The organism is Wolbachia endosymbiont (group A) of Lasioglossum fulvicorne, assembly GCF_964028605.1.
Classification (GTDB): Bacteria; Pseudomonadota; Alphaproteobacteria; order Rickettsiales; family Anaplasmataceae; genus Wolbachia.
The window spans coordinates 490102-513842 of the sequence record NZ_OZ034798.1; the positions used below are offsets into that span (position 1 = coordinate 490102).

Consider the following 23741-nt stretch of genomic DNA (forward strand, 5'->3'; position numbering starts at 1 on the left):
TGAGAAATGCTATAACTGACCGTAGCAGTGCTGTGAGAATGGTCGAAAATGCAAAAGAAAACCTCTCGGGAGTTAAAAATGTACTGGTTGATGCAGGCTATACTGGAGAGAATTTTGCAACTCAAATAAAAACGATTATTGGTGCAACCGTTGAAGTGATAAAAAGAAATGAATTACATTCCTTTGTTGTATTGCCCAAAAGATGGGTTGTGGAGCGATCTTTTGCTTGGTTAGAAAAATGTAGAAGATTGTGGAAAAATTGTGAGCGAAAACTCAATACTAGCCTACAAATGGTCGTTCTGGCTTTCACTGCCTTACTTCTGAAAAGATTATGAACAGGCTCTAAGATAAATAATAGTGCAAATTTTTCTATGATATGCGGTAGTGGTGTATATGTAAGATCAATTGCTCGTGATCTTGGAATTGCATTAAATTGTTTTGGACACATTACAAAATTAAGAAGAACTATGGTAGGTGACTTTAGAGAAAATGAATCAGTGACAATTGAGCAACTTACTAAAAAAAACACAACAACTTACTCTCCGATGTCATCCCAGTGCTTGACACTGGGATCCAGATATACAAATACTTACAAATCATGTAATGGACAAAAGATTCTAGGAGCATATGTCAAAAACAATGTTTGTGATGAAATAGGCTGGATCTCAGTGTCAGCTACTTGGATGACATCGGAGGGTGGGATGACAGAAGATGATGGAGTGACAGGGAGTAATGCAAAAAGTTTCATCATTCCCATTGAATCGGCTTTAAGATCGATGTTCAAAGTTGAAATTTCCCCAGAAGATGCAGGGAAAATCAAAAAAGGTCAGGAAATTGTATTAAATAACTTGCGTAATTTAAAGAATTATGATATTTGTTGTGCGGTAGTGGGTAGTGTACCTATTGCAATCTGCAGTTTTATTTATGGTTGTGTGAAACCTATTCGTGTTTTTAATATTTAAAATGAGGTTTAGATGTCGATAACATCCGAAAAGAAAAAGAGTTTGATAAATATATATGCAATTAAAGAAGATGATACAGGTTCATCTTTTGTACAATGTGCAATTTTGACCGAGAGGATCAGTAACTTAACTGAGCATTTTAAAGTGCACAAGCATGACCATCACTCTAAGCGTGGTTTACTTATATTGATAGGTAGAAGACGCAAGCACTTAAATTATATAAAGCGTAAATTTGGTAATGAAGCCTATCAGGAATTAATAGAGAAGTTAGGCATTAGAAAATAATCGAGGAATTTAATATGTTTAAAATTATAAAAAAATCTATAGAGTGGGGTGGTCGTGCCTTATCTTTAGAAACAGGAAAAATAGCACGCCAAGCTCATGGTTCAGTAGTTGTAAATTACGGTGATACTTCTGTTTTAGTAACCGTTGTAAGTAAGAAGAAGGAAGAAAATGTTGATTTCCTACCTTTAAATGTGCAGTTTATCGCAAAAAGCTATGCCATGGGTAAGATCCCTGGCGGCTTTTTTAAAAGAGAAGGCAAGCCATCTGATAGAGAAACTTTAATTTCAAGAGTAATAGATAGAAGTATAAGACCACTATTCCCAGAAGGATTTAATGATGAAGTTAGTGTGGTGTGCAATCTATTAACTTATGATACAGTCAATCCTCCTGAAGTGCCAGCATTGATTGGTGCTGTTGCAGCTCTTGCAATTTCTGGTGTTCCTTTTCACTTTACTATAGCTGGAGTGATGGTTGGTTGTGATGAAAATAATAACTATATACTCAACCCTTCTGTCCAAGAGATGAAAGCAAGCAGCTTGGATCTGTTTTTGTCTGGTGATGGAAATTCAATTTTAATGGTTGAATCAGAAGTGAAAGAGCTCTCTGAAGAAAATGTTTTTAATGCAATAAAATTTGGCCATGAACACCTTAAGCCTGTCATTGAGCTCATAAGAGAGTTTGCTGATACAATTGGCAATAAACCTAAGAGCTTTGCTCCTCTTGATACATCAGATATAACACAAGAGCTCGAAAAATACGGTAAAGATTTTGAAAAAGCATATTTGCAAACAGTAAAACAAGAGCGGGTTCAAGCTTTAGAAGCGATCAGAGAGAATATATTGAATACTCTTAAAGAAACTGGAAAAGACGAAAAGTTAATTACGTATGCAGTGAAAAACTTTGAAAGATCTTTAGTACGTGAAATAATTAGGAAGAAAGGTGTAAGGATAGACGGTCGTAAGCATGATGAGATACGTCAGATAGAAGTTGAAGTTGATATTCTGTCCAAAACTCACGGTTCTGCACTATTTACAAGAGGCAATACTCAGGCACTGGTTGTTACTGCTCTTGGCACTACTCAAGACGAGCAAATTGTGGATGATATTGAAGGGGATAGACGTGAGCATTTCATGTTGCATTATAACTTTCCCTCATTTGCTGTTGGAGAAACTTCTGCTGCACGTGCACCAGGAAGAAGAGAAATCGGTCATGGCAAACTTGCTTGGAAAGCAATTCATCCTGTTTTACCCGATAAATCTGAATTTCCTTATACAATAAGAGTAGTGTCCGAAATTTTGGAGTCTGATGGTTCTTCTTCTATGGCAACAGTTTGTGGGACTTCTCTTGCTTTAATGGATACGGGTGTGCCAATAAAGGCCCCTGTTGCTGGAGTTGCTATGGGCCTTATTAAAGATAAAGACGAGTATGTGATACTTTCCGATATATTGGGTGATGAAGATTATCTTGGTGATATGGACTTTAAAGTAGCAGGAACTAGTGAAGGGGTTACGGCACTACAAATGGATATGAAAATTTCTGGTATAAGCTTTGAAATTGTTGAAAAATCTTTAGAACAGGCAAAAGCTGGAAGATTACATATTTTAGAAAAAATGAATGCAGTGATTTCAGAACACAGTGACGATGTCAAAGACCATGCACCAAGAATGTTATCATTTTACATAGATAAAGATAAAATTTCTGCAGCTATTGGTGCTAAAGGAAAAAATATACGCAGTGTGTGTGAAAGAAGTAATGCAAAAATTGAAATAGGAGATGATGGTAAAGTTTCTGTTTTTGCCACGAGTGGCACTGAAGCTGAAATTGCAAAGAGTATGATGATTGATTCAATAACGGAACTAGAACAAGGTTCTATAGTTGATGTCAAGGTTGTAAGAATAGAGAAGTCTATTGTAGAGCTTGAATTTCTTAATGGCAGAAAAGGAAAAATGCACATAAGTGAAGTAGCTAATGAACACATAGATTCTATAGAGAGCATACTTAAACAAGATGATACTTTCAAAGCACTAGTAATTGACTTCGAAAAAGGTGGATGTCCAAAGTTGTCAAGACGTCGGGTTGATCAAGAGACGGGAGAGTTTTTTGAAGGTGAGCTTTACAACGAGGAAAGGAAAGATGGTCCAAATGACAGGGATAATTATTACAATAATTCATTTAATAGAAAACCTGGAGGAAGTCACCATAAGAGGCCTCCTCGTCCTCGTTCTGGTTTCAGCAACAGAAATAGGCCGAAATTTGGTAATAATGATTCATCATCAGGTTTTTATTAAGAGTAAACTTCTTGCGTTACCTCTCGTCATTCCAGTGTCAAGCACTGGAATGACACCCTTTCTGGTGAAGGTTGTTCTCAAATCACAATGTTAGTACAATTGTGGTGTTAGCTATAGCTAACCCAAGGTATCCGTTCAGCGGAGTGGTAGAATAAGGTAGACAAAGCAAGATAATAAAGATAATCATAGAGCAAAAGTGAGGTAATGTGGTAAACCTTTTAGAACTTTGCAAAAATTTACAGCAAAAAATAGAAAAACTGGAAGCAGAAATAGAAAACTTAAAAGCAGAAAATAAAGCTTTAAAGATAGAGAACGCTGAATTAAAGGAAAGGCTCGGTTTAAATTCAAAAAACTCATCCCTGCCCAGCTCAAAAGAGCTATACAAAATAAAAAAGGACAAGCCAAAAAGCGAAAGGAATGTTGGCGATTAGGTTGGGCATAAAGGAAATTTTCATGCCACAATGGAAGCGGATAAAGTAGTAAAAATAGAGTTGCCTAATATTTGCGAATGCGGAGGAGAGCTTGTAATATGCGAAAAACCTTATGTTCACCAAAAAGTTGATCTTCCGGAAATTAGGCCTTATGTAGTAATTGGAACATGGTCGTTGTCGGAGATGCAGAAAAAGAAAAATTAGCAAGTTACCAGAAGGTGTTACGCCAGATACATTTGGTCCAAGGGTTAAGTCTATAATTGCAGCACTCAGCGGATTTTACAAAAACTCAAAGCGTGAAGTGGCTAGTATCATAAATGACATTTTTAATTTGAACATAAGTGTTGGCAGCATATCAAATAGTGAACACAGAGTTGCATTAAAATGCGAAAAAACATATGAGCAAATCGAACAAGAAATAAGCAGAAGTGAGGTTTTGCATATCGATGAAACCAGTCACTATAACAAAGGAAAACTTGGCTGGTGTTGGATGTTTGCAAGCAATACGGCAAGTTTTGTAAAATTGACAGAATCAAGAGGAATGAAGGTTTTGCAAGACAGCACATTTTGCAATCGCAATAGTTTGATAGTATAGCTCTTTTCATAGAAGTCCGGATGTGATAAGATAAGGATAGACGATGATAAGGAGGTTGAGTGCCAGCAGCATATAGTTATGACTTAAGGAAAAAAGCAATGGAAGCGCTAGAGGAGGGAGGAAGCAGAGAAACAGTGGCAGCAAGATTTAAAATTGGACGAACTACTTTATGGGAGTGGCAGCAAAGAAGAAAAGAAACAGGAGACTTTCAATCAAAAAAACTTGGAAATGGAGGTTACAATCACAAAATCACCGACTGGGATGCCTTTGCTAAATTTGCCAGAGAAAACGGAGGAAAGACTCTGTCGGAAATGGCTAAACTTTGGGGCAACGTTAGTATCCAAACGATCCACCGAGCTCTAAGAACCTGTACATGATCTCAAGAAAAGAATAAACTAAGAGATAATATATATAAGTTAGGATATATGAGGAGTTTATACCCAAGTGATATAAGTCGGGAAAGATTTGAGATTATGTTACCAGATCTAGAGTCCTGTAGAAAAAAAACAAAACCAAGGAAACTTGATTTGTATGATGTATTTTGTGGAGTGTTATACGTTCTGAAAAGCGGTTGTCAGTGGAGAATGCTACCAAAAGAGTTTCCAAAATGGCGCAATTGTTACGAATATTTTAAGAAGTGGAGTGAAAAACCAGATGCAGATAAAGAAAGTGTTCTGGAGCTGGTGTTAAAAAAAAATAGTTGGCGTGGTCCGACAAAACAATGGTCGGAAAGAAAAAACCAGCTTCTGCATAATTGATGCACAGAGTGTAAAAAATGCAGATACTGCTGAAGAAAAAGGCTATGATGCAGGCAAAAAGATTTCAGGAATAAAACGCCATATTGCAGTAGATACGCAAGGTTTGCCCCATGCAATTTATATAACAACAGCAGAGATAACTGACCGTAGCAGTGCTGTGAGAATGGTCGAAAATGCAAAAGAAAACCTCTCGGGAGTTAAAAATGTACTGGTTGATGCAGGCTATACTGGAGAGAATTTTGCAACTCAAATAAAAACGATTATTGGTGCAACCGTTGAAGTGATAAAAAGAAATGAATTACATTCCTTTGTTGTATTGCCCAAAAGATGGGTTGTGGAGCGATCTTTTGCTTGGTTAGAAAAATGTAGAAGATTGTGGAAAAATTGTGAGCGAAAACTCAATACTAGCCTACAAATGGTCGTTCTGGCTTTCACTGCCTTACTTCTGAAAAGATTATGAACAGGCTCTAAGAACCTGTACATGATCTCAAGAAAGGAATAAACTAAGAGATAATATATATAAGTTAGGATATATGAGGAGTTTATACCCAAGTGATATAAGTCGGGAAAGATTTGAGATTATGTTACCAGATCTAGAGTCCTGTAGAAAAAAAACAAAACCAAGGAAACTTGATTTGTATGATGTATTTTGTGGAGTGTTATACGTTCTGAAAAGCGGTTGTCAGTGGAGAATGCTACCAAAAGAGTTTCCAAAATGGCGCAATTGTTACGACTATTTTAAGAAGTGGAGTGAAAAACCAGATGCAGATAAAGAAAGTGTTCTGGAGCTGGTGTTAAAAAAAAATAGTTGGCGTGGTCCGACAAAACAATGGTCGGAAAGAAAAAACCAGCTTCTGCATAATTGATGCACAGAGTGTAAAAAATGCAGATACTGCTGAAGAAAAAGGCTATGATGCAGGCAAAAAGATTTCAGGAATAAAACGCCATATTGCAGTAGATACGCAAGGTTTGCCCCATGCAATTTATATAACAACAGCAGAGATAACTGACCGTAGCAGTGCTGTGAGAATGGTCGAAAATGCAAAAGAAAACCTCTCGGGAGTTAAAAATGTACTGGTTGATGCAGGCTATACTGGAGAGAATTTTGCAACTCAAATAAAAACGATTATTGGTGCAACCGTTGAAGTGATAAAAAGAAATGAATTACATTCCTTTGTTGTATTGCCCAAAAGATGGGTTGTGGAGCGATCTTTTGCTTGGTTAGAAAAATGTAGAAGATTGTGGAAAAATTGTGAGCGAAAACTCAATACTAGCCTACAAATGGTCGTTCTGGCTTTCACTGCCTTACTTCTGAAAAGATTATGAACAGGCTCTAAGATAATGCAACAGATTCTTTAATATTTCGATAACAGTGCCGAACAGGGTTGATTTTGTTTGCTGTTTTAAGCATAAAGATTTCCCGAATCTAATATATCATTGCCGCAGGCTGCATTTAGTAATATAATTTCATATTAAATAAGACTTTACTTAAGTTTATGCTAGATTCTCCGCTAATTTTGACAGCCATTCTTATATTTTTCATTTTTACGTTGTCATTCTTTTTTATAAGAAAGATATTTGGTTCCACAAACAAGAAGATAATAAAATCCTTTAGGAAAATTGTTCAGCAAATAAATGCATTAGAAACAGAAATGCAGAGCTTATCTGATGAGGAGCTTGCTGGTAAGACCGAAGAATTCAAACGAGAATTGAAAAATGGGAAAACGTTAAATGATCTTCTCGTACCTGCATTTGCGGTTGTGCGCGAAGCCTCCCGAAGGTTTCTTAACATGAGGCACTTTGATGTTCAACTGATTGGTGGAATGGTGCTCCACAATGGCATGATATCAGAAATGAAAACAGGAGAAGGAAAGACACTCGTTGCAACTTTAGCAGCATATCTAAATTCCTTAGAAGGGAAAGGCGTACACGTCGTAACTGTTAACGACTACCTTGCAAAACGAGACACAGAGTGGATGAGCAAATTATATAATTCCCTTGGGGTTTCTGTTGCGTTTATTACGAATAACTTGACAGACGAAGAGAGGAAAGAGGCTTACAGTGCAGATATCGTGTATTCCACAAATAACGAGCTTGCCTTTGATTACCTGCGAGACAATATGAAATTTTCTCAAGAAGATATGGTGCAAAGAGGCTTTCACTACGGAATAGTTGATGAAGTGGACTCAATACTCATTGATGAAGCTCGCACTCCGCTTATTATTTCTGGCCCTGTTGAGGAAAACAATCAGATATATAAGCATATCAATACAATAGTAACCAAATTAGTTGACTCTGATTATGAAGTAGATGAAAAAGGTAGAACGGTATTCTTGACTGAAGATGGTATTTCACAAGTGGAGGAACTACTGAGGTCATACAATCTCATTCCTGAAAATTCCTCGCTCTATGATACTGACAGCATGATAATGACTCATTATATAGACCAAGCATTACGTGCACATAAGCTGTTTACTGCTGATAAAGATTATATAGTAAAGGATGGCAAGGTAGTGATTATTGATGAATTTACTGGGCGTATGATGGAGGGCAGGAGATATTCCGATGGTCTTCATCAGGCACTTGAAGCAAAGGAGAATCTTGAAATTCAGCATGAAAACCAAACTTTAGCATCGGTCACATTTCAGAATTACTTTCGTATGTACAATAAACTTTCCGGAATGACGGGAACAGCAGCAACAGAGGCAGAAGAGTTTCGTGATATATACAGATTAAATGTAGTAAAAATTCCAACCAATGTACCTGTAAAAAGAGTTGATATTGATGATGAAATTTACGGTACAGAAAAGGAAAAATTTAATGCTGTGTTGAAGTTTATAGAAGAATGCCACAAGCGCCTTCAACCGGTCCTTGTTGGCACGGTGAGCATCGAAAACTCTGAGAAGCTTTCTGCGCTTTTGCAAAGCCATTCTCTTAAGCATTCAGTATTGAATGCTCGTTATCATGAACAAGAGGCGTACATAATAGCGCAAGCTGGAGTGCCAGGTAGTGTCACTATAGCAACTAACATGGCAGGACGTGGAACTGACATTCAACTCGGTGGAAATGCTGAAATGATCGCAAAGGTGGAGCTAAAGAAGATAAAAAATGCTGATGAAAGAGAAAAAAAATACCAAGAAATAGTCGAAAGAGTAAAAAAAGATAAGGAAATTTCTATAAAAGCTGGTGGTTTATGTGTGGTTGGAACCGAAAGACATGAAAGCAGGAGAATAGATGATCAATTACGTGGCCGTTCTGGCCGTCAGGGGGATCCTGGACTTTCTAAGTTCTTTTTATCGCTCGAAGATGACCTAATGAGAATATTTGGTTCTGATAGAATGAGAAGCTTTTTACAAAAAGTAGGGTTAAAGAATAACGAAGCTATTCATCATCCATGGATCAATAAGGCACTCGAGAAAGCGCAAAAGAAAGTTGAAGCTAGAAACTATGACGTGCGGAAATCTCTACTTAAGTTTGATGACGTAATCAATAACCAACGTAAAGTTATTTTTAAGCAGAGAAACAATATCTTAGGCAACGAAATTAATGATATATTTGAAGTGTATAGCGAGGTAAATGAGAGCGTAGTAGAAGGTATAATCCAAAGTGGCTATTACGAAGATTATGTTGAAGATATAGCCAAAGAATTCCATACAAGGTATGGAATAACGCTTGATAAAGAAGACTTGGCAAAGTTTTTGAATAAACAAGAAGCTTTGAATTATATAAATGATAAGATACAAGAATTTTTTACTGAGAAAGAAAAATATTTCAACAGTCAGCACACTACAGATTTGTGGAATACGATCGTGAAGCAAATGATGATAATGACACTTGATCATTTATGGAGGGAACACCTTTCAGTTCTAGAGAGCCTAAGACAAAGCATAAGCTTACGTGCTATGGGGCAGAAAGATCCACTGAATGAATTTAAACGCGAAGCTTTCTTGATGTTTGAGTCAATGCTTGAAAAATGGAAGGAACTCACCATTCACCGCTTAGCACACTTTAAGTTGGCAGACAACCAAGAGATAGGCAATAGGTTACATTCTGCTAGAAATAGCAGACTTCCCAAAGTCTCAAGAAATGACAAATGTCCTTGCAACTCCGGAAAGAAATACAAACACTGCCATGGTGCGGTTACTGTGGTGAACTAATAATTATGGTTATACAGTTTGTTTATTTCCATCAACATTACTGCAGCTAACCTCACTTAGCTTACTGTTTAATGAATGCTCTGATGACTTATATGCAACTCCATAGGTATAGCTCTTTTCATAGAAGTCCGGATGTGATAAGATAAGAATAGACGATGATAAGGAGGTTGAGTGCCAGCAGCATATAGTTATGACTTAAGGAAAAAAGCAATGGAAGCGCTAGAGGAGGGAGGAAGCAGAGAAACAGTGGCAGCAAGATTTAAAATTGGACGAACTACTTTATGGGAGTGGCAGCAAAGAAGAAAAGAAACAGGAGACTTTCAATCAAAAAAACTTGGAAATGGAGGTTACAATCACAAAATCACCGACTGGGATGCCTTTGCTAAATTTGCCAGAGAAAACGGAGGAAAGACTCTGTCGGAAATGGCTAAACTTTGGGGCAACGTTAGTATCCAAACGATCCACCGAGCTCTCAGAAAAATTGGATTTACGCGCAAAAAAAGACATATGGATACAAGGAAAGAAACGAAGAAAAACGTGCTGAATTCTTAAAAATTATAGCAACAAAAGAACCAGAAAACTTAGTTTATATAGATGAGTCTGGCATTGATAACACAGAGGACTATCCATATGGGTATTGCCAGAAAGGACAGCGTTTTTATGGCCTAAAATCTGGAAAGAAAACTCAACGAATCAGTATGGTTGCAGCCTTAAGTAGAAGAAAGATAGTTGCTCCATTAACCTTTGAAGGCCACTGTAATATGGATGTTCTTAATGGATGGTTTGAGCAATTTTTGACACCGATCTTGGAACCTGGACAGACTGTCATTCTTGACAATGCTACTTTTCATAAGTCTGGTAAGATTATCGAGCTTGCTAGAGGAGTTGGTGCAGAAATTTTGTATCTGCCGCCGTATTCTCCAGATTTCAACAAAATTGAGCATCATTGGTTTGCTATAAAAAACAGAGCTAGGAAAAACATTCCTCTATTCGAATCCTTTCGTCGTGCTGTTGATTCTGCCTTCCTATGACCTGTTCGGACTATTATGAGAAATGCTATACTTAGTAGTGTTTTTTCAATTGCATTAAAAGGGCAAAATCCTTTGGTTAGCATTATAGACCAGAGTGTGGAAGTTCCATATAAACTTACTCACGAAAACCATCCTTGTTCTTTATGGGCTAGACAATCAAAAGGAAACTTTAATTGGTTGATAATGCACGGAAAAGAATTGTGTATAGAGTATAGCTTGCGATACAAAAGAACGCATAAATCGGAAGAAGTCATAGATTGGTGTGATAACAACAAGGACTTGCTAATTTTTCAATCAGCTGATATACAAGCTTTTACACAAGCGTTACCTGATCGATATAAATGTAGTAATCCGATAGAAGCCCATAGAGAATATTATCTAAAAGAAAAGATGAGGTTTGCTAAGTGGGAAAAAGGTAGAGAAGCACCAGGTTGGATAATCTGCTACACAATACCACAGCTAATATAGCTCATAAATAAAGAAGCCATCCAAATCGGACATGAAAAAAGCAGGGGAGAGGGCGAAAAACAGGCTAAAATAGCTGTGGCTAAAAATTCACTCAAGGCGGGTGTTTCTATTGATGTTATTGCTGAAATAACAGGGTTTTCTGTTGATTATATTGAGAAAATTCAAGGAAAGAAGTTTTAGCCATAACGTTTTTTTATTGAACCCTCTATAGTTTATATTCTGTACCTATATTTTGTAATCCAGACTATATGGTACCTATGATAAAACACAGTTTGTCTTCTTTTGTCGTACCCCGTCATAACTATACTTTATAAACTATAGTTATGACATTGACAAACCAAAGTTCTTTCACCTAAAAGGTGGAGACTTGTACTATCTTATGGAAAGTAAGACAATATATTTTTCCAAACAGTTATAAACTAGGAACCATAAAAACAGCTTCATGATTAGCCATTTTAAAAGTTTGATCAAGTTCAATATTCCTAAGAGCCTGTTCATAATCTTTTCAGAAGTAAGGCAGTGAAAGCCAGAACGACCATTTGTAGGCTAGTATTGAGTTTTCGCTCACAATTTTTCCACAATCTTCTACATTTTTCTAACCAAGCAAAAGATCGCTCCACAACCCATCTTTTGGGCAATACAACAAAGGAATGTAATTCATTTCTTTTTATCACTTCAACGGTTGCACCAATAATCGTTTTTATTTGAGTTGCAAAATTCTCTCCAGTATAGCCTGCATCAACCAGTACATTTTTAACTCCCGAGAGGTTTTCTTTTGCATTTTCGACCATTCTCACAGCACTGCTACGGTCAGTTATCTCTGCTGTTGTTATATAAATTGCATGGGGCAAACCTTGCGTATCTACTGCAATATGGCGTTTTATTCCTGAAATCTTTTTGCCTGCATCATAGCCTTTTTCTTCAGCAGTATCTGCATTTTTTACACTCTGTGCATCAATTATGCAGAAGCTGGTTTTTTCTTTCCGACCATTGTTTTGTCGGACCACGCCAACTATTTTTTTTTAACACCAGCTCCAGAACACTTTCTTTATCTGCATCTGGTTTTTCACTCCACTTCTTAAAATAGTCGTAACAATTGCGCCATTTTGGAAACTCTTTTGGTAGCATTCTCCACTGACAACCGCTTTTCAGAACGTATAACACTCCACAAAATACATCATACAAATCAAGTTTCCTTGGTTTTGTTTTTTTTCTACAGGACTCTAGATCTGGTAACATAATCTCAAATCTTTCCCGACTTATATCACTTGGGTATAAACTCCTCATATATCCTAACTTATATATATTATCTCTTAGTTTATTCCTTTCTTGAGATCATGTACAGGTTCTAAGAGCCTGTTCATAATCTTTTCAGAAGTAAGGCAGTGAAAGCCAGAACGACCATTTGTAGGCTAGTATTGAGTTTTCGCTCACAATTTTTCCACAATCTTCTACATTTTTCTAACCAAGCAAAAGATCGCTCCACAACCCATCTTTTGGGCAATACAACAAAGGAATGTAATTCATTTCTTTTTATCACTTCAACGGTTGCACCAATAATCGTTTTTATTTGAGTTGCAAAATTCTCTCCAGTATAGCCTGCATCAACCAGTACATTTTTAACTCCCGAGAGGTTTTCTTTTGCATTTTCGACCATTCTCACAGCACTGCTACGGTCAGTTATCTCTGCTGTTGTTATATAAATTGCATGGGGCAAACCTTGCGTATCTACTGCAATATGGCGTTTTATTCCTGAAATCTTTTTGCCTGCATCATAGCCTTTTTCTTCAGCAGTATCTGCATTTTTTACACTCTGTGCATCAATTATGCAGAAGCTGGTTTTTTCTTTCCGACCATTGTTTTGTCGGACCACGCCAACTATTTTTTTTTAACACCAGCTCCAGAACACTTTCTTTATCTGCATCTGGTTTTTCACTCCACTTCTTAAAATAGTCGTAACAATTGCACCATTTTGGAAACTCTTTTGGTAGCATTCTCCACTGACAACCGCTTTTCAGAACGTATAACACTCCACAAAATACATCATACAAATCAAGTTTCCTTGGTTTTGTTTTTTTTCTACAGGACTCTAGATCTGGTAACATAATCTCAAATCTTTCCCGACTTATATCACTTGGGTATAAACTCCTCATATATCCTAACTTATATATATTATCTCTTAGTTTATTCCTTTCTTGAGATCATGTACAGGTTCTAAGAAGTGGAGTGAAAAACCAGATGCAGATAAAGAAAGTGTTCTGGAGCTGGTGTTAAAAAAAAATAGTTGGCGTGGTCCGACAAAACAATGGTCGGAAAGAAAAAACCAGCTTCTGCATAATTGATGCACAGAGTGTAAAAAATGCAGATACTGCTGAAGAAAAAGGCTATGATGCAGGCAAAAAGATTTCAGGAATAAAACGCCATATTGCAGTAGATACGCAAGGTTTGCCCCATGCAATTTATATAACAACAGCAGAGATAACTGACCGTAGCAGTGCTGTGAGAATGGTCGAAAATGCAAAAGAAAACCTCTCGGGAGTTAAAAATGTACTGGTTGATGCAGGCTATACTGGAGAGAATTTTGCAACTCAAATAAAAACGATTATTGGTGCAACCGTTGAAGTGATAAAAAGAAATGAATTACATTCCTTTGTTGTATTGCCCAAAAGATGGGTTGTGGAGCGATCTTTTGCTTGGTTAGAAAAATGTAGAAGATTGTGGAAAAATTGTGAGCGAAAACTCAATACTAGCCTACAAATGGTCGTTCTGGCTTTCACTGCCTTACTTCTGAAAAGATTATGAACAGGCTCTTAGACGTCATGTTAAAATCAGGGCGGACGCAAATCCACTTGACTTAAAATGGAAAAAGTATTTTGATGAGAGAGTGGCAAAAACAAAAATGTTAACAAGCTCTTTCTCAAGAGAAGGTTCTCTACTGTTGGTGTCACCACTAAAAGTGTTGTTTTCCGAGGAATCATGAAAGACAAGCCGGTTCGAGAAAAGAAGAACTTAGATAAGGGGATCAAGCGTAGTGTGGGGAAACCCGCATGCTGCGTTTCTAAGGGAGGGAGTAGTAGTAATACCACTTCCTTACCTAACCAAGTTGTTAAAACTACAGGCTTTGAGAAACGCGCTCAATACTATGCTGCTAAAGCTTATTCAAGTCAAGCTCACAAAGGTGATCAATATCAAGATCTTAAAGGAGTTATTTTTATTGCTATCGCCGATTTTATCTTATTTCCTAACAAGCTGGCTTACAAATCTGATCACGTTACTTTTGATAAAATTACCTATAAACATGATCTCAAAGATTTTAGTTTCACTTTCATCGAGCTACCAAAGTTTAATAAAACAAAAGAAGATCAGCTTTCAAATATTGTTGAAAAATGGATTTATTTTTTTAAGTACGCCGATGAAACTAGCGAAAAAGATCTACAGAAAATAATAGGTAGTGATGTTATTATTGGTAGAGCTTATGATGTGTTAAATCAATATAACTGGAGTAAAGAAGAACGTTTTGCTTATGATCAAACTAAGAAACACATTGATGATTATCTTTCTTCTGTTCAACAAGGAAAAATTGAAGGAAAAATTGAAGTTGCAAAAATAATGCTAGCCAATAATATTGATGTTAACACTATTGTCAAGTGTACTGGCCTGTCCATTAGTGAGATTGAAGAATTGCAGAATTAAGTGTGAATGGTTACGAAAAATATAAGTTTTTGCGATAAACGACATAGTGACGTATTCGTTGCTCAGCATGTCAGTAGAATATTTTCTGAAAAATTTCCACATAACTCTTTCAGATTTCATAATATCTCTTGCCACTCTGCTGAACAGATACACTCAACTTATGGTTAATACATCTTCTATTAAAAATTGTACAAATTCATTGCCATTCCAGTAATTCATAGAGATTTTACCCAAAATAGCTTTAACATTACCCTGCATGATAGCAGAGCCAAGATGAGTATTTGCATAACGAAATGCAATAGCTCTTACCATAACATTATCATCAGCAATAAAACATTTTATATGGTCAACTCCTATAACTTCAGGCTTTCTTATCTTTGCTCCCTGAATAATAAACCTTGGTTCAGGATTCCCAACTCCAAATGGTCCCAAGCGTTGCAATTGATTCCATAAAGACAAGTTTATTGCTTTAGCAGTTACTATACTATCAGCTTTTAAAGTTTTCTCATTTATAGAGTTTGAAAATCTTTTAGTAAAAAAATCATGCAAATCATTTATTTTGTCTTCTTTAATTGAAAATCCTGCCGCCATACTATGGCCACCACCTTCAATAATCAAATTTATAAACTTTGCGGAAAGGACTGCAGCACCGATATCAACTCCCAAAATTGATCTACAGCTTGCTTTTCCTATTCCATTGTTTAAAGATATCACTACTGTTGGCAAGTGAAACTGCTCCTTTAGCCTTGATGCAATTATACCGATTATCCCCTGGTGCCAGTTGCCGCTTATCATTATAAAATTCGCACCTGATTGGGCAGACTTTTCCGCTTGTGCTGTAGCTTCCAAGAGAGCCTCATTTTCTAACACTTTCCTTGCATTATTCAAATCTATTAATTTTAGTGCGATTGAATGAGCCTCTTCATCATCATCGGTGGAAAGCAACCTTGCACCAAGCGATGCTTCTCCAATTCTTCCTCCAGCATTTATGCATGGCCCAATACTAAACCCTAATCGAGAAACACTTGGTTTTTCAAGGATTCCCAAAGCATCAAATAAAACACGTAAGCCAACGTTTTTTCTTGTTGACATAACTTTTAATCCTTGTGAGACAAGTGCTCTATTGAGGCCTGTGATCTGCATAACATCACAGACAGTTCCCAGGGCAACTAAATCCAGCAGATCAAATAAATCTGGTTCTTTTTTGTTGGTAAAAAATCCTTGCTCACGTAGGCTTTTATTAAGAGCAACAATTAGCAGAAATGACACTCCAACTGCTGCTAAGTTATTATAAGGAGAGCTCTCATCAAGGCGGTTTGGATTCACAACTGCTACGGCGCTTGGTAATTTTTCCGTACCAAGGTGATGGTCAACAACTATAATATCAAGACCAAAAGCCTTTGCATCTTCTATTGGTTGATATGCAAGCGTACCACAATCAACGGAAATACATAAATCAATTCCTTTCTTTTTAAGTTGTAATAAAGCATCTGTGTTTAATCCGTAGCCCTCATCAACACGATCTGGAATGTAGATTATAGAGTGTATATCAATTGCTCTCAGGTACCTGTTAATCAATGCTGACGATGTTGCACCATCAACATCATAGTCACCAAATATTGCAAGGTTTTCATTATTTTTTATTGCCCGTATTATACGAGAAACAGCTTTATCCATATCAAGAAGGTGAAAGGGATCTGGTAATAGCGATCTGATTAGTGGATATAAGAAATCGCTTGCATTTTCTATGTTAACACCACGAGTAACCAATATTCTTGCTAATATTTCTGGTAACTCAAATCTCTGTGTAAGAGTTAAGATTTCCCTTTGATCTGCTTCTTGCAACTTCCACAATGCATTTGTTATGCTGCGCTTTTCAATTTCAAGTAGCATATTCTTTGTAAATAAAACTACTTTATCAGAATTTTTAAGCTTGTTCTATAATTGTATTAGATTTCTGCATAACCTAAACTAAGCAGAAAAAAGATACAAGACGGTGTCATGAAAGTAGCCTCCCTCTCCTGTCATCCCAGTGTCCCTATGATGTCATCCAAGTAGCTGACACTGGGATCCAGGAAAAAGAATGGTGTCATCCCAGTGCCCTGACTACTTGGATCCAGGAAACTTAACTTTACACCAGGTGAATGTACAATAAGAACTGGATTCCAGCGTCACACGCTGGAATGACACCATTTTCGGTCTCTTAAATTGCTTTAGCCATAAGTATTAAGAAATTTACCAAATAAAAAAAAAGGCAAAAGAAGCCCTAGTCACTGTCTATTTTCAGTATTGGCGTTTTTTAAGCCTTAAACGCTGCAATTTAGCTGCTTTTAAGTGCAACTAACCTTAGCTACAAATGTTTAAGAAATTTACCAGGCAGAAAAAAAAGGCATAGAAAACCCGCAGTAGCTAGTTATTCACTCTCTATTTTAAAATTTGACGTTGGGTGATGTCTTGAACGCTTTATAAGCGCGTTTCAGCTTATATAGGTAAAAACCTAGAAATTTGATAAAGACATAAGGTACACATAGTGCAAAAAATTAAGCATAGTACGCCAAATACAAGTTTTCTTGTCGTTTTAATCTGCACAGATTGGGAAGTTAAATAATACAGCTTCAGTTTCATGATAAGGGGGCTGGCGGAGTTTGTAAAGTAATTTTTTTCGTTTCTATGGGTCAGTTGGTACGCGCTTTGCCTTTTAACAGATGTAAAAGCACAATTATTACGAACAACATTCCACCAACAACTGATATAGCGCCACCTATAATGAAGCACGTGCGTGCTAACATTGACGAAATGCTTGGCAGATCTACAACCTTTCTTAAAGCACCATACCCACCAAGCCACACAAGGCCAGTGATATGGAGAAAATGCCCTATACTGTAGGCATAAATCTGCAATTTTACGATAGAGTTTTTTACCTCTTTAAAGTTTAATTTGGGTAACAGCCAATAAATGAAATTCATAAAAGCTATAGTGATCCCAACTACAGAACCGTGATAATGAGCGGGAATGGTGACATTTCCTTCAATAGTCAGCACTCCAAGCACATCTCCATAAGTGAACAACAAAAATGAATGTAATAAATAGTTGCTTTTATCATTAGTAAAAGTTCTGATGTTGCAGCACACTAATATTATCAAAAAGCACGGCAAAATTGCCCCAGCAATCCTCATATGCCAAGTAAAAAACTGTATTAACTTGGCACTATCAACTGGATAAACAAAATATACAAACGGTGCGCCTACAGCTAAAATCGTGTTTATAAATAGTGGTAAAATAGTAATTTTACTGTTTGAAACTAAACTAACATCACCAAAACTCAGCATTATTAAATACACTAAAAACATTCCTTGAGTAAAAGCAAACTGCAATAAATGTCCGCCTCCCCAAAAGAGATATTCGTAAAACAAATTCTTATCTGAGTGATATAGACCTGGAGGCATATTTTGATATGCTAAAACAAAGCAAAGAAATGATGAAACAAGTATAATAACCAGCCCAATTTGCCCCACAGAGAGATATGAAACCTCTTTTTTTGATGTGTATGCTAGCATTGTATTTACTAATATACTGGCAATAAACAAACTGAGTCCAAGTAAAAATAATTTGTTTTGTAACACGGGAATATAGTTACTTTTGATAACTTCAGTATTTGGAACGAATGCGGATATAAACATGAGCAGCATCGAAAGGGTTGATAGAACCCATGAAAAGTTAAACCAACTATTGGTATTTTGTAGATTTATGATAAAGAGCAGAGATATTATAGAGCACATCCACACCAAAATTGACAAATTTACGTGTATCACCAGCGCATTATCAAAAATATATTGTGCAGAAGGAACGAGAGAGGAGATAAAAGGCAATCGTAGAAAAATAACAATTATTGACAGTAACCCAGAGCAAGCAAGGGCACATACTGCCAAGAACATCCATTTTCTACAGAGCGGAGCGTTGTCTTGTATGTTAAGCACAATCTTTTTTCTCAATTTTGTTCAATACAATATATAACACTGCAATAATACCTAAAACATAGCAATAGTATACATGTGGCACTACTGCCAAAGGTGAAACTCCAGCAATAGTGCTAGCCAAAAGCAATTGAGCGCCATACGGTATTAATCCTTGAAATACACAAGAAAATATGCCTAGCCATGCTGCACTATAGTGAGGCGGTATTTCATATTTCTTAGAACCTGTACATGATCTCAAGAAAGGAATAAACTAAGAGATAATATATATAAGTTAGGATATATGAGGAGTTTATACCCAAGTGATATAAGTCGGGAAAGATTTGAGATTATGTTACCAGATCTAGAGTCCTGTAGAAAAAAAACAAAACCAAGGAAACTTGATTTGTATGATGTATTTTGTGGAGTGTTATACGTTCTGAAAAGCGGTTGTCAGTGGAGAATGCTACCAAAAGAGTTTCCAAAATGGCGCAATTGTTACGACTATTTTAAGAAGTGGAGTGAAAAACCAGATGCAGATAAAGAAAGTGTTCTGGAGCTGGTGTTAAAAAAAAATAGTTGGCGTGGTCAGACAAAACAATGGTCGGAAAGAAAAAACCAGCTTCTGCATAATTGATGCACAGAGTGTAAAAAATGCAGATACTGCTGAAGAAAAAGGCTATGATGCAGGCAAAAAGATTTCAGGAATAAAACGCCATATTGCAGTAGATACGCAAGGTTTGCCCCATGCAATTTATATAACAACAGCAGAGATAACTGACCGTAGCAGTGCTGTGAGAATGGTCGAAAATGCAAAAGAAAACCTCTCGGGAGTTAAAAATGTACTGGTTGATGCAGGCTATACTGGAGAGAATTTTGCAACTCAAATAAAAACGATTATTGGTGCAACCGTTGAAGTGATAAAAAGAAATGAATTACATTCCTTTGTTGTATTGCCCAAAAGATGGGTTGTGGAGCGATCTTTTGCTTGGTTAGAAAAATGTAGAAGATTGTGGAAAAATTGTGAGCGAAAACTCAATACTAGCCTACAAATGGTCGTTCTGGCTTTCACTGCCTTACTTCTGAAAAGATTATGAACAGGCTCTAAGAACCTGTACATGATCTCAAGAAAGGAATAAACTAAGAGATAATATATATAAGTTAGGATATATGAGGAGTTTATACCCAAGTGATATAAGTCGGGAAAGATTTGAGATTATGTTACCAGATCTAGAGTCCTGTAGAAAAAAAACAAAACCAAGGAAACTTGATTTGTATGATGTATTTTGTGGAGTGTTATACGTTCTGAAAAGCGGTTGTCAGTGGAGAATGCTACCAAAAGAGTTTCCAAAATGGCGCAATTGTTACGACTATTTTAAGAAGTGGAGTGAAAAACCAGATGCAGATAAAGAAAGTGTTCTGGAGCTGGTGTTAAAAAAAAATAGTTGGCGTGGTCCGACAAAACAATGGTCGGAAAGAAAAAACCAGCTTCTGCATAATTGATGCACAGAGTGTAAAAAATGCAGATACTGCTGAAGAAAAAGGCTATGATGCAGGCAAAAAGATTTCAGGAATAAAACGCCATATTGCAGTAGATACGCAAGGTTTGCCCCATGCAATTTATATAACAACAGCAGAGATAACTGACCGTAGCAGTGCTGTGAGAATGGTCGAAAATGCAAAAGAAAACCTCTCGGGAGTTAAAAATGTACTGGTTGATGCAGGCTATACTGGAGAGAATTTTGCAACTCAAATAAAAACGATTATTGGTGCAACCGTTGAAGTGATAAAAAGAAATGAATTACATTCCTTTGTTGTATTGCCCAAAAGATGGGTTGTGGAGCGATCTTTTGCTTGGTTAGAAAAATGTAGAAGATTGTGGAAAAATTGTGAGCGAAAACTCAATACTAGCCTACAAATGGTCGTTCTGGCTTTCACTGCCTTACTTCTGAAAAGATTATGAACAGGCTCTTAGACGTCATGTTAAAATCAGGGCGGACGCAAATCCACTTGACTTAAAATGGAAAAAGTATTTTGATGAGAGAGTGGCAAAAACAAAAATGTTAACAAGCTCTTTCTCAAGAGAAGGTTCTCTACTGTTGGTGTCACCACTAAAAGTGTTGTTTTCCGAGGAATCATGAAAGACAAGCCGGTTCGAGAAAAGAAGAACTTAGATAAGGGGATCAAGCGTAGTGTGGGGAAACCCGCATGCTGCGTTTCTAAGGGAGGGAGTAGTAGTAATACCACTTCCTTACCTAACCAAGTTGTTAAAACTACAGGCTTTGAGAAACGCGCTCAATACTATGCTGCTAAAGCTTATTCAAGTCAAGCTCACAAAGGTGATCAATATCAAGATCTTAAAGGAGTTATTTTTATTGCTATCGCCGATTTTATCTTATTTCCTAACAAGCTGGCTTACAAATCTGATCACGTTACTTTTGATAAAATTACCTATAAACATGATCTCAAAGATTTTAGTTTCACTTTCATCGAGCTACCAAAGTTTAATAAAACAAAAGAAGATCAGCTTTCAAATATTGTTGAAAAATGGATTTATTTTTTTAAGTACGCCGATGAAACTAGCGAAAAAGATCTACAGAAAATAATAGGTAGTGATGTTATTATTGGTAGAGCTTATGATGTGTTAAATCAATATAACTGGAGTAAAGAAGAACGTTTTGCTTATGATCAAACTAAGAAACACATTGATGATTATCTTTCTTCTGTTCAACAAGGAAAAATTGAAGGAAAAATTGAAGTTGCAAAAATAATGCTAGCCAATAATATTGATGTTAACACTATTGTCAAGTGTACTGGCCTGTCCATTAGTGAGATTGAAGAATTGCAGAATTAAGTGTGAATGGTTACGAAAAATATAAGTTTTTGCGATAAACGACATAGTGACGTATTCGTTGCTCAGCATGTCAGTAGAATATTTTCTGAAAAATTTCCACATAACTCTTTCAGATTTCATAATATCTCTTGCCACTCTGCTGAACAGATACACTCAACTTATGGTTAATACATCTTCTATTAAAAATTGTACAAATTCATTGCCATTCCAGTAATTCATAGAGATTTTACCCAAAATAGCTTTAACATTACCCTGCATGATAGCAGAGCCAAGATGAGTATTTGCATAACGAAATGCAATAGCTCTTACCATAACATTATCATCAGCAATAAAACATTTTATATGGTCAACTCCTATAACTTCAGGCTTTCTTATCTTTGCTCCCTGAATAATAAACCTTGGTTCAGGATTCCCAACTCCAAATGGTCCCAAGCGTTGCAATTGATTCCATAAAGACAAGTTTATTGCTTTAGCAGTTACTATACTATCAGCTTTTAAAGTTTTCTCATTTATAGAGTTTGAAAATCTTTTAGTAAAAAAATCATGCAAATCATTTATTTTGTCTTCTTTAATTGAAAATCCTGCCGCCATACTATGGCCACCACCTTCAATAATCAAATTTATAAACTTTGCGGAAAGGACTGCAGCACCGATATCAACTCCCAAAATTGATCTACAGCTTGCTTTTCCTATTCCATTGTTTAAAGATATCACTACTGTTGGCAAGTGAAACTGCTCCTTTAGCCTTGATGCAATTATACCGATTATCCCCTGGTGCCAGTTGCCGCTTATCATTATAAAATTCGCACCTGATTGGGCAGACTTTTCCGCTTGTGCTGTAGCTTCCAAGAGAGCCTCATTTTCTAACACTTTCCTTGCATTATTCAAATCTATTAATTTTAGTGCGATTGAATGAGCCTCTTCATCATCATCGGTGGAAAGCAACCTTGCACCAAGCGATGCTTCTCCAATTCTTCCTCCAGCATTTATGCATGGCCCAATACTAAACCCTAATCGAGAAACACTTGGTTTTTCAAGGATTCCCAAAGCATCAAATAAAACACGTAAGCCAACGTTTTTTCTTGTTGACATAACTTTTAATCCTTGTGAGACAAGTGCTCTATTGAGGCCTGTGATCTGCATAACATCACAGACAGTTCCCAGGGCAACTAAATCCAGCAGATCAAATAAATCTGGTTCTTTTTTGTTGGTAAAAAATCCTTGCTCACGTAGGCTTTTATTAAGAGCAACAATTAGCAGAAATGACACTCCAACTGCTGCTAAGTTATTATAAGGAGAGCTCTCATCAAGGCGGTTTGGATTCACAACTGCTACGGCGCTTGGTAATTTTTCCGTACCAAGGTGATGGTCAACAACTATAATATCAAGACCAAAAGCCTTTGCATCTTCTATTGGTTGATATGCAAGCGTACCACAATCAACGGAAATACATAAATCAATTCCTTTCTTTTTAAGTTGTAATAAAGCATCTGTGTTTAATCCGTAGCCCTCATCAACACGATCTGGAATGTAGATTATAGAGTGTATATCAATTGCTCTCAGGTACCTGTTAATCAATGCTGACGATGTTGCACCATCAACATCATAGTCACCAAATATTGCAAGGTTTTCATTATTTTTTATTGCCCGTATTATACGAGAAACAGCTTTATCCATATCAAGAAGGTGAAAGGGATCTGGTAATAGCGATCTGATTAGTGGATATAAGAAATCGCTTGCATTTTCTATGTTAACACCACGAGTAACCAATATTCTTGCTAATATTTCTGGTAACTCAAATCTCTGTGTAAGAGTTAAGATTTCCCTTTGATCTGCTTCTTGCAACTTCCACAATGCATTTGTTATGCTGCGCTTTTCAATTTCAAGTAGCATATTCTTTGTAAATAAAACTACTTTATCAGAATTTTTAAGCTTGTTCTATAATTGTATTAGATTTCTGCATAACCTAAACTAAGCAGAAAAAAGATACAAGACGGTGTCATGAAAGTAGCCTCCCTCTCCTGTCATCCCAGTGTCCCTATGATGTCATCCAAGTAGCTGACACTGGGATCCAGGAAAAAGAATGGTGTCATCCCAGTGCCCTGACTACTTGGATCCAGGAAACTTAACTTTACACCAGGTGAATGTACAATAAGAACTGGATTCCAGCGTCACACGCTGGAATGACACCATTTTCGGTCTCTTAAATTGCTTTAGCCATAAGTATTAAGAAATTTACCAAATAAAAAAAAAGGCAAAAGAAGCC

17 protein-coding genes and 6 pseudogenes are annotated in these 23741 nt (G+C 36.6%); 17 read left to right on the forward strand and 6 right to left on the reverse strand.

Going from position 1 to position 23741, the window contains the following annotated elements:
• Nucleotides 1–11: 11 nt before the first annotated feature.
• The 12 genes and pseudogenes from ABWU71_RS02645 to ABWU71_RS08040 all read left to right on the forward strand — a co-directional run.
• Nucleotides 12–335 (forward strand): annotated as a pseudogene (locus tag ABWU71_RS02645) (transposase); the annotation flags it as partial.
• Between the two features lie 6 nt (nt 336–341).
• A pseudogene (locus ABWU71_RS02650) lies at nt 342–962 on the forward strand (tRNA pseudouridine(55) synthase TruB); the annotation flags it as partial.
• 12 nt (nt 963–974) lie between these two features.
• Entirely contained in the window at nt 975–1247 is a 273-nt protein-coding gene (rpsO, locus tag ABWU71_RS02655) for a 30S ribosomal protein S15 (RefSeq protein WP_006279944.1), read from the forward strand.
• 14 nt (nt 1248–1261) lie between these two features.
• The gene (pnp, locus tag ABWU71_RS02660; RefSeq protein WP_353284732.1) at nt 1262–3535 is read left to right on the forward strand and encodes a polyribonucleotide nucleotidyltransferase; all 2274 of its coding nucleotides are present in this window, start codon (nt 1262–1264) and stop codon (nt 3533–3535) included.
• A 206-nt stretch (nt 3536–3741) separates the two neighbouring features.
• Nucleotides 3742–4558, forward strand: a pseudogene (locus ABWU71_RS02665) (IS66 family transposase); the annotation flags it as partial.
• A gap of 62 nt (nt 4559–4620) precedes the next feature.
• Nucleotides 4621–4926: pseudogene (locus ABWU71_RS02670) on the forward strand (IS630 transposase-related protein); the annotation flags it as partial.
• 60 nt (nt 4927–4986) lie between these two features.
• A protein-coding gene (locus ABWU71_RS02675) for an IS5 family transposase (protein WP_353284447.1) occupies nt 4987–5779 on the forward strand; the annotation gives its coding sequence in 2 pieces (ribosomal slippage) (nt 4987–5250 and nt 5252–5779; 792 coding nt in all).
• Nucleotides 5780–5852: 73 nt separating this feature from the next.
• A protein-coding gene (locus tag ABWU71_RS02680) for an IS5 family transposase (RefSeq protein WP_265023453.1) occupies nt 5853–6645 on the forward strand; the annotation gives its coding sequence in 2 pieces (ribosomal slippage) (nt 5853–6116 and nt 6118–6645; 792 coding nt in all).
• 170 nt (nt 6646–6815) lie between these two features.
• Nucleotides 6816–9476 (forward strand): preprotein translocase subunit SecA, encoded by a 2661-nt coding sequence (gene secA, locus ABWU71_RS02685; RefSeq protein WP_353284733.1) that lies wholly within the window; start codon nt 6816–6818, stop codon nt 9474–9476.
• A 171-nt stretch (nt 9477–9647) separates the two neighbouring features.
• Nucleotides 9648–10507 (forward strand): IS630 family transposase gene (locus ABWU71_RS02690; protein ID WP_353284288.1). Its coding sequence is split into 2 segments (ribosomal slippage): nt 9648–9972 and nt 9972–10507, totalling 861 coding nucleotides; the frame shifts between segments, so codons are not numbered across the junction.
• A gap of 15 nt (nt 10508–10522) precedes the next feature.
• A complete protein-coding gene (locus ABWU71_RS02695) occupies nt 10523–10975 on the forward strand; it encodes a hypothetical protein (protein WP_353284734.1) in 453 nt (150 codons plus the stop codon).
• A 9-nt stretch (nt 10976–10984) separates the two neighbouring features.
• Nucleotides 10985–11155: pseudogene (locus ABWU71_RS08040) on the forward strand (transposase); the annotation flags it as partial.
• A gap of 192 nt (nt 11156–11347) precedes the next feature.
• Here the strand turns inward: ABWU71_RS08040 and ABWU71_RS02700 are convergent.
• The 3 genes from ABWU71_RS02700 to ABWU71_RS02710 all read right to left on the reverse strand — a co-directional run bounded on the left by ABWU71_RS02700 (nt 11348) and on the right by ABWU71_RS02710 (nt 13128).
• Nucleotides 11348–11473: a hypothetical protein gene (locus ABWU71_RS02700; protein ID WP_353284735.1), complete on the reverse strand. Its 126-nt coding sequence runs from the start codon at nt 11471–11473 to the stop codon at nt 11348–11350.
• Nucleotides 11470–12262 (reverse strand): IS5 family transposase gene (locus tag ABWU71_RS02705; protein WP_265023453.1). Its coding sequence is split into 2 segments (ribosomal slippage): nt 11470–11997 and nt 11999–12262, totalling 792 coding nucleotides; the frame shifts between segments, so codons are not numbered across the junction. The genes ABWU71_RS02700 and ABWU71_RS02705 overlap by 4 nt, the downstream gene beginning before the upstream one ends.
• Before the next feature lie 73 nt (nt 12263–12335).
• Nucleotides 12336–13128 (reverse strand): IS5 family transposase gene (locus tag ABWU71_RS02710; protein WP_353284463.1). Its coding sequence is split into 2 segments (ribosomal slippage): nt 12336–12863 and nt 12865–13128, totalling 792 coding nucleotides; the frame shifts between segments, so codons are not numbered across the junction.
• 66 nt (nt 13129–13194) lie between these two features.
• Here ABWU71_RS02710 and ABWU71_RS02715 point away from each other — a divergent pair.
• Together ABWU71_RS02715 and ABWU71_RS02720 are read left to right on the forward strand one after the other, a co-directional pair.
• Nucleotides 13195–13777 (forward strand): annotated as a pseudogene (locus tag ABWU71_RS02715) (IS5 family transposase); the annotation flags it as partial.
• A gap of 174 nt (nt 13778–13951) precedes the next feature.
• Nucleotides 13952–14668 (forward strand): Rpn family recombination-promoting nuclease/putative transposase, encoded by a 717-nt coding sequence (locus ABWU71_RS02720; protein ID WP_353284736.1) that lies wholly within the window; start codon nt 13952–13954, stop codon nt 14666–14668.
• A 153-nt stretch (nt 14669–14821) separates the two neighbouring features.
• Here the strand turns inward: ABWU71_RS02720 and recJ (ABWU71_RS02725) are convergent, their stop codons facing one another.
• Nucleotides 14822–16561, reverse strand: coding sequence for a single-stranded-DNA-specific exonuclease RecJ (gene recJ / locus ABWU71_RS02725; RefSeq protein WP_353284737.1), 1740 nt, complete (start codon nt 16559–16561; stop codon nt 14822–14824).
• A 782-nt stretch (nt 16562–17343) separates the two neighbouring features.
• Entirely contained in the window at nt 17344–18603 is a 1260-nt protein-coding gene (locus tag ABWU71_RS02735; protein ID WP_353284880.1) for a cbb3-type cytochrome c oxidase subunit I, read from the reverse strand.
• Between the two features lie 322 nt (nt 18604–18925).
• On the opposite strand from ABWU71_RS02735, the gene ABWU71_RS02740 reads away from it, so the two are divergent.
• The 3 genes from ABWU71_RS02740 to ABWU71_RS02750 all read left to right on the forward strand — a co-directional run bounded on the left by ABWU71_RS02740 (nt 18926) and on the right by ABWU71_RS02750 (nt 21475).
• Nucleotides 18926–19718 (forward strand): IS5 family transposase gene (locus tag ABWU71_RS02740; protein WP_265023453.1). Its coding sequence is split into 2 segments (ribosomal slippage): nt 18926–19189 and nt 19191–19718, totalling 792 coding nucleotides; the frame shifts between segments, so codons are not numbered across the junction.
• Nucleotides 19719–19791: 73 nt separating this feature from the next.
• A protein-coding gene (locus ABWU71_RS02745) for an IS5 family transposase (protein WP_265023453.1) occupies nt 19792–20584 on the forward strand; the annotation gives its coding sequence in 2 pieces (ribosomal slippage) (nt 19792–20055 and nt 20057–20584; 792 coding nt in all).
• A 174-nt stretch (nt 20585–20758) separates the two neighbouring features.
• A complete protein-coding gene (locus tag ABWU71_RS02750) occupies nt 20759–21475 on the forward strand; it encodes an Rpn family recombination-promoting nuclease/putative transposase (protein ID WP_353284736.1) in 717 nt (238 codons plus the stop codon).
• Between the two features lie 153 nt (nt 21476–21628).
• Here ABWU71_RS02750 and recJ (ABWU71_RS02755) read toward each other — a convergent pair whose 3' ends face one another.
• Nucleotides 21629–23368 carry a single-stranded-DNA-specific exonuclease RecJ gene (recJ, locus tag ABWU71_RS02755; RefSeq protein WP_353284737.1) on the reverse strand — a complete coding sequence of 580 codons (1740 nt, stop codon included), beginning with the start codon at nt 23366–23368 and terminating at the stop codon, nt 21629–21631.
• Nucleotides 23369–23741: the final 373 nt, after the last annotated feature.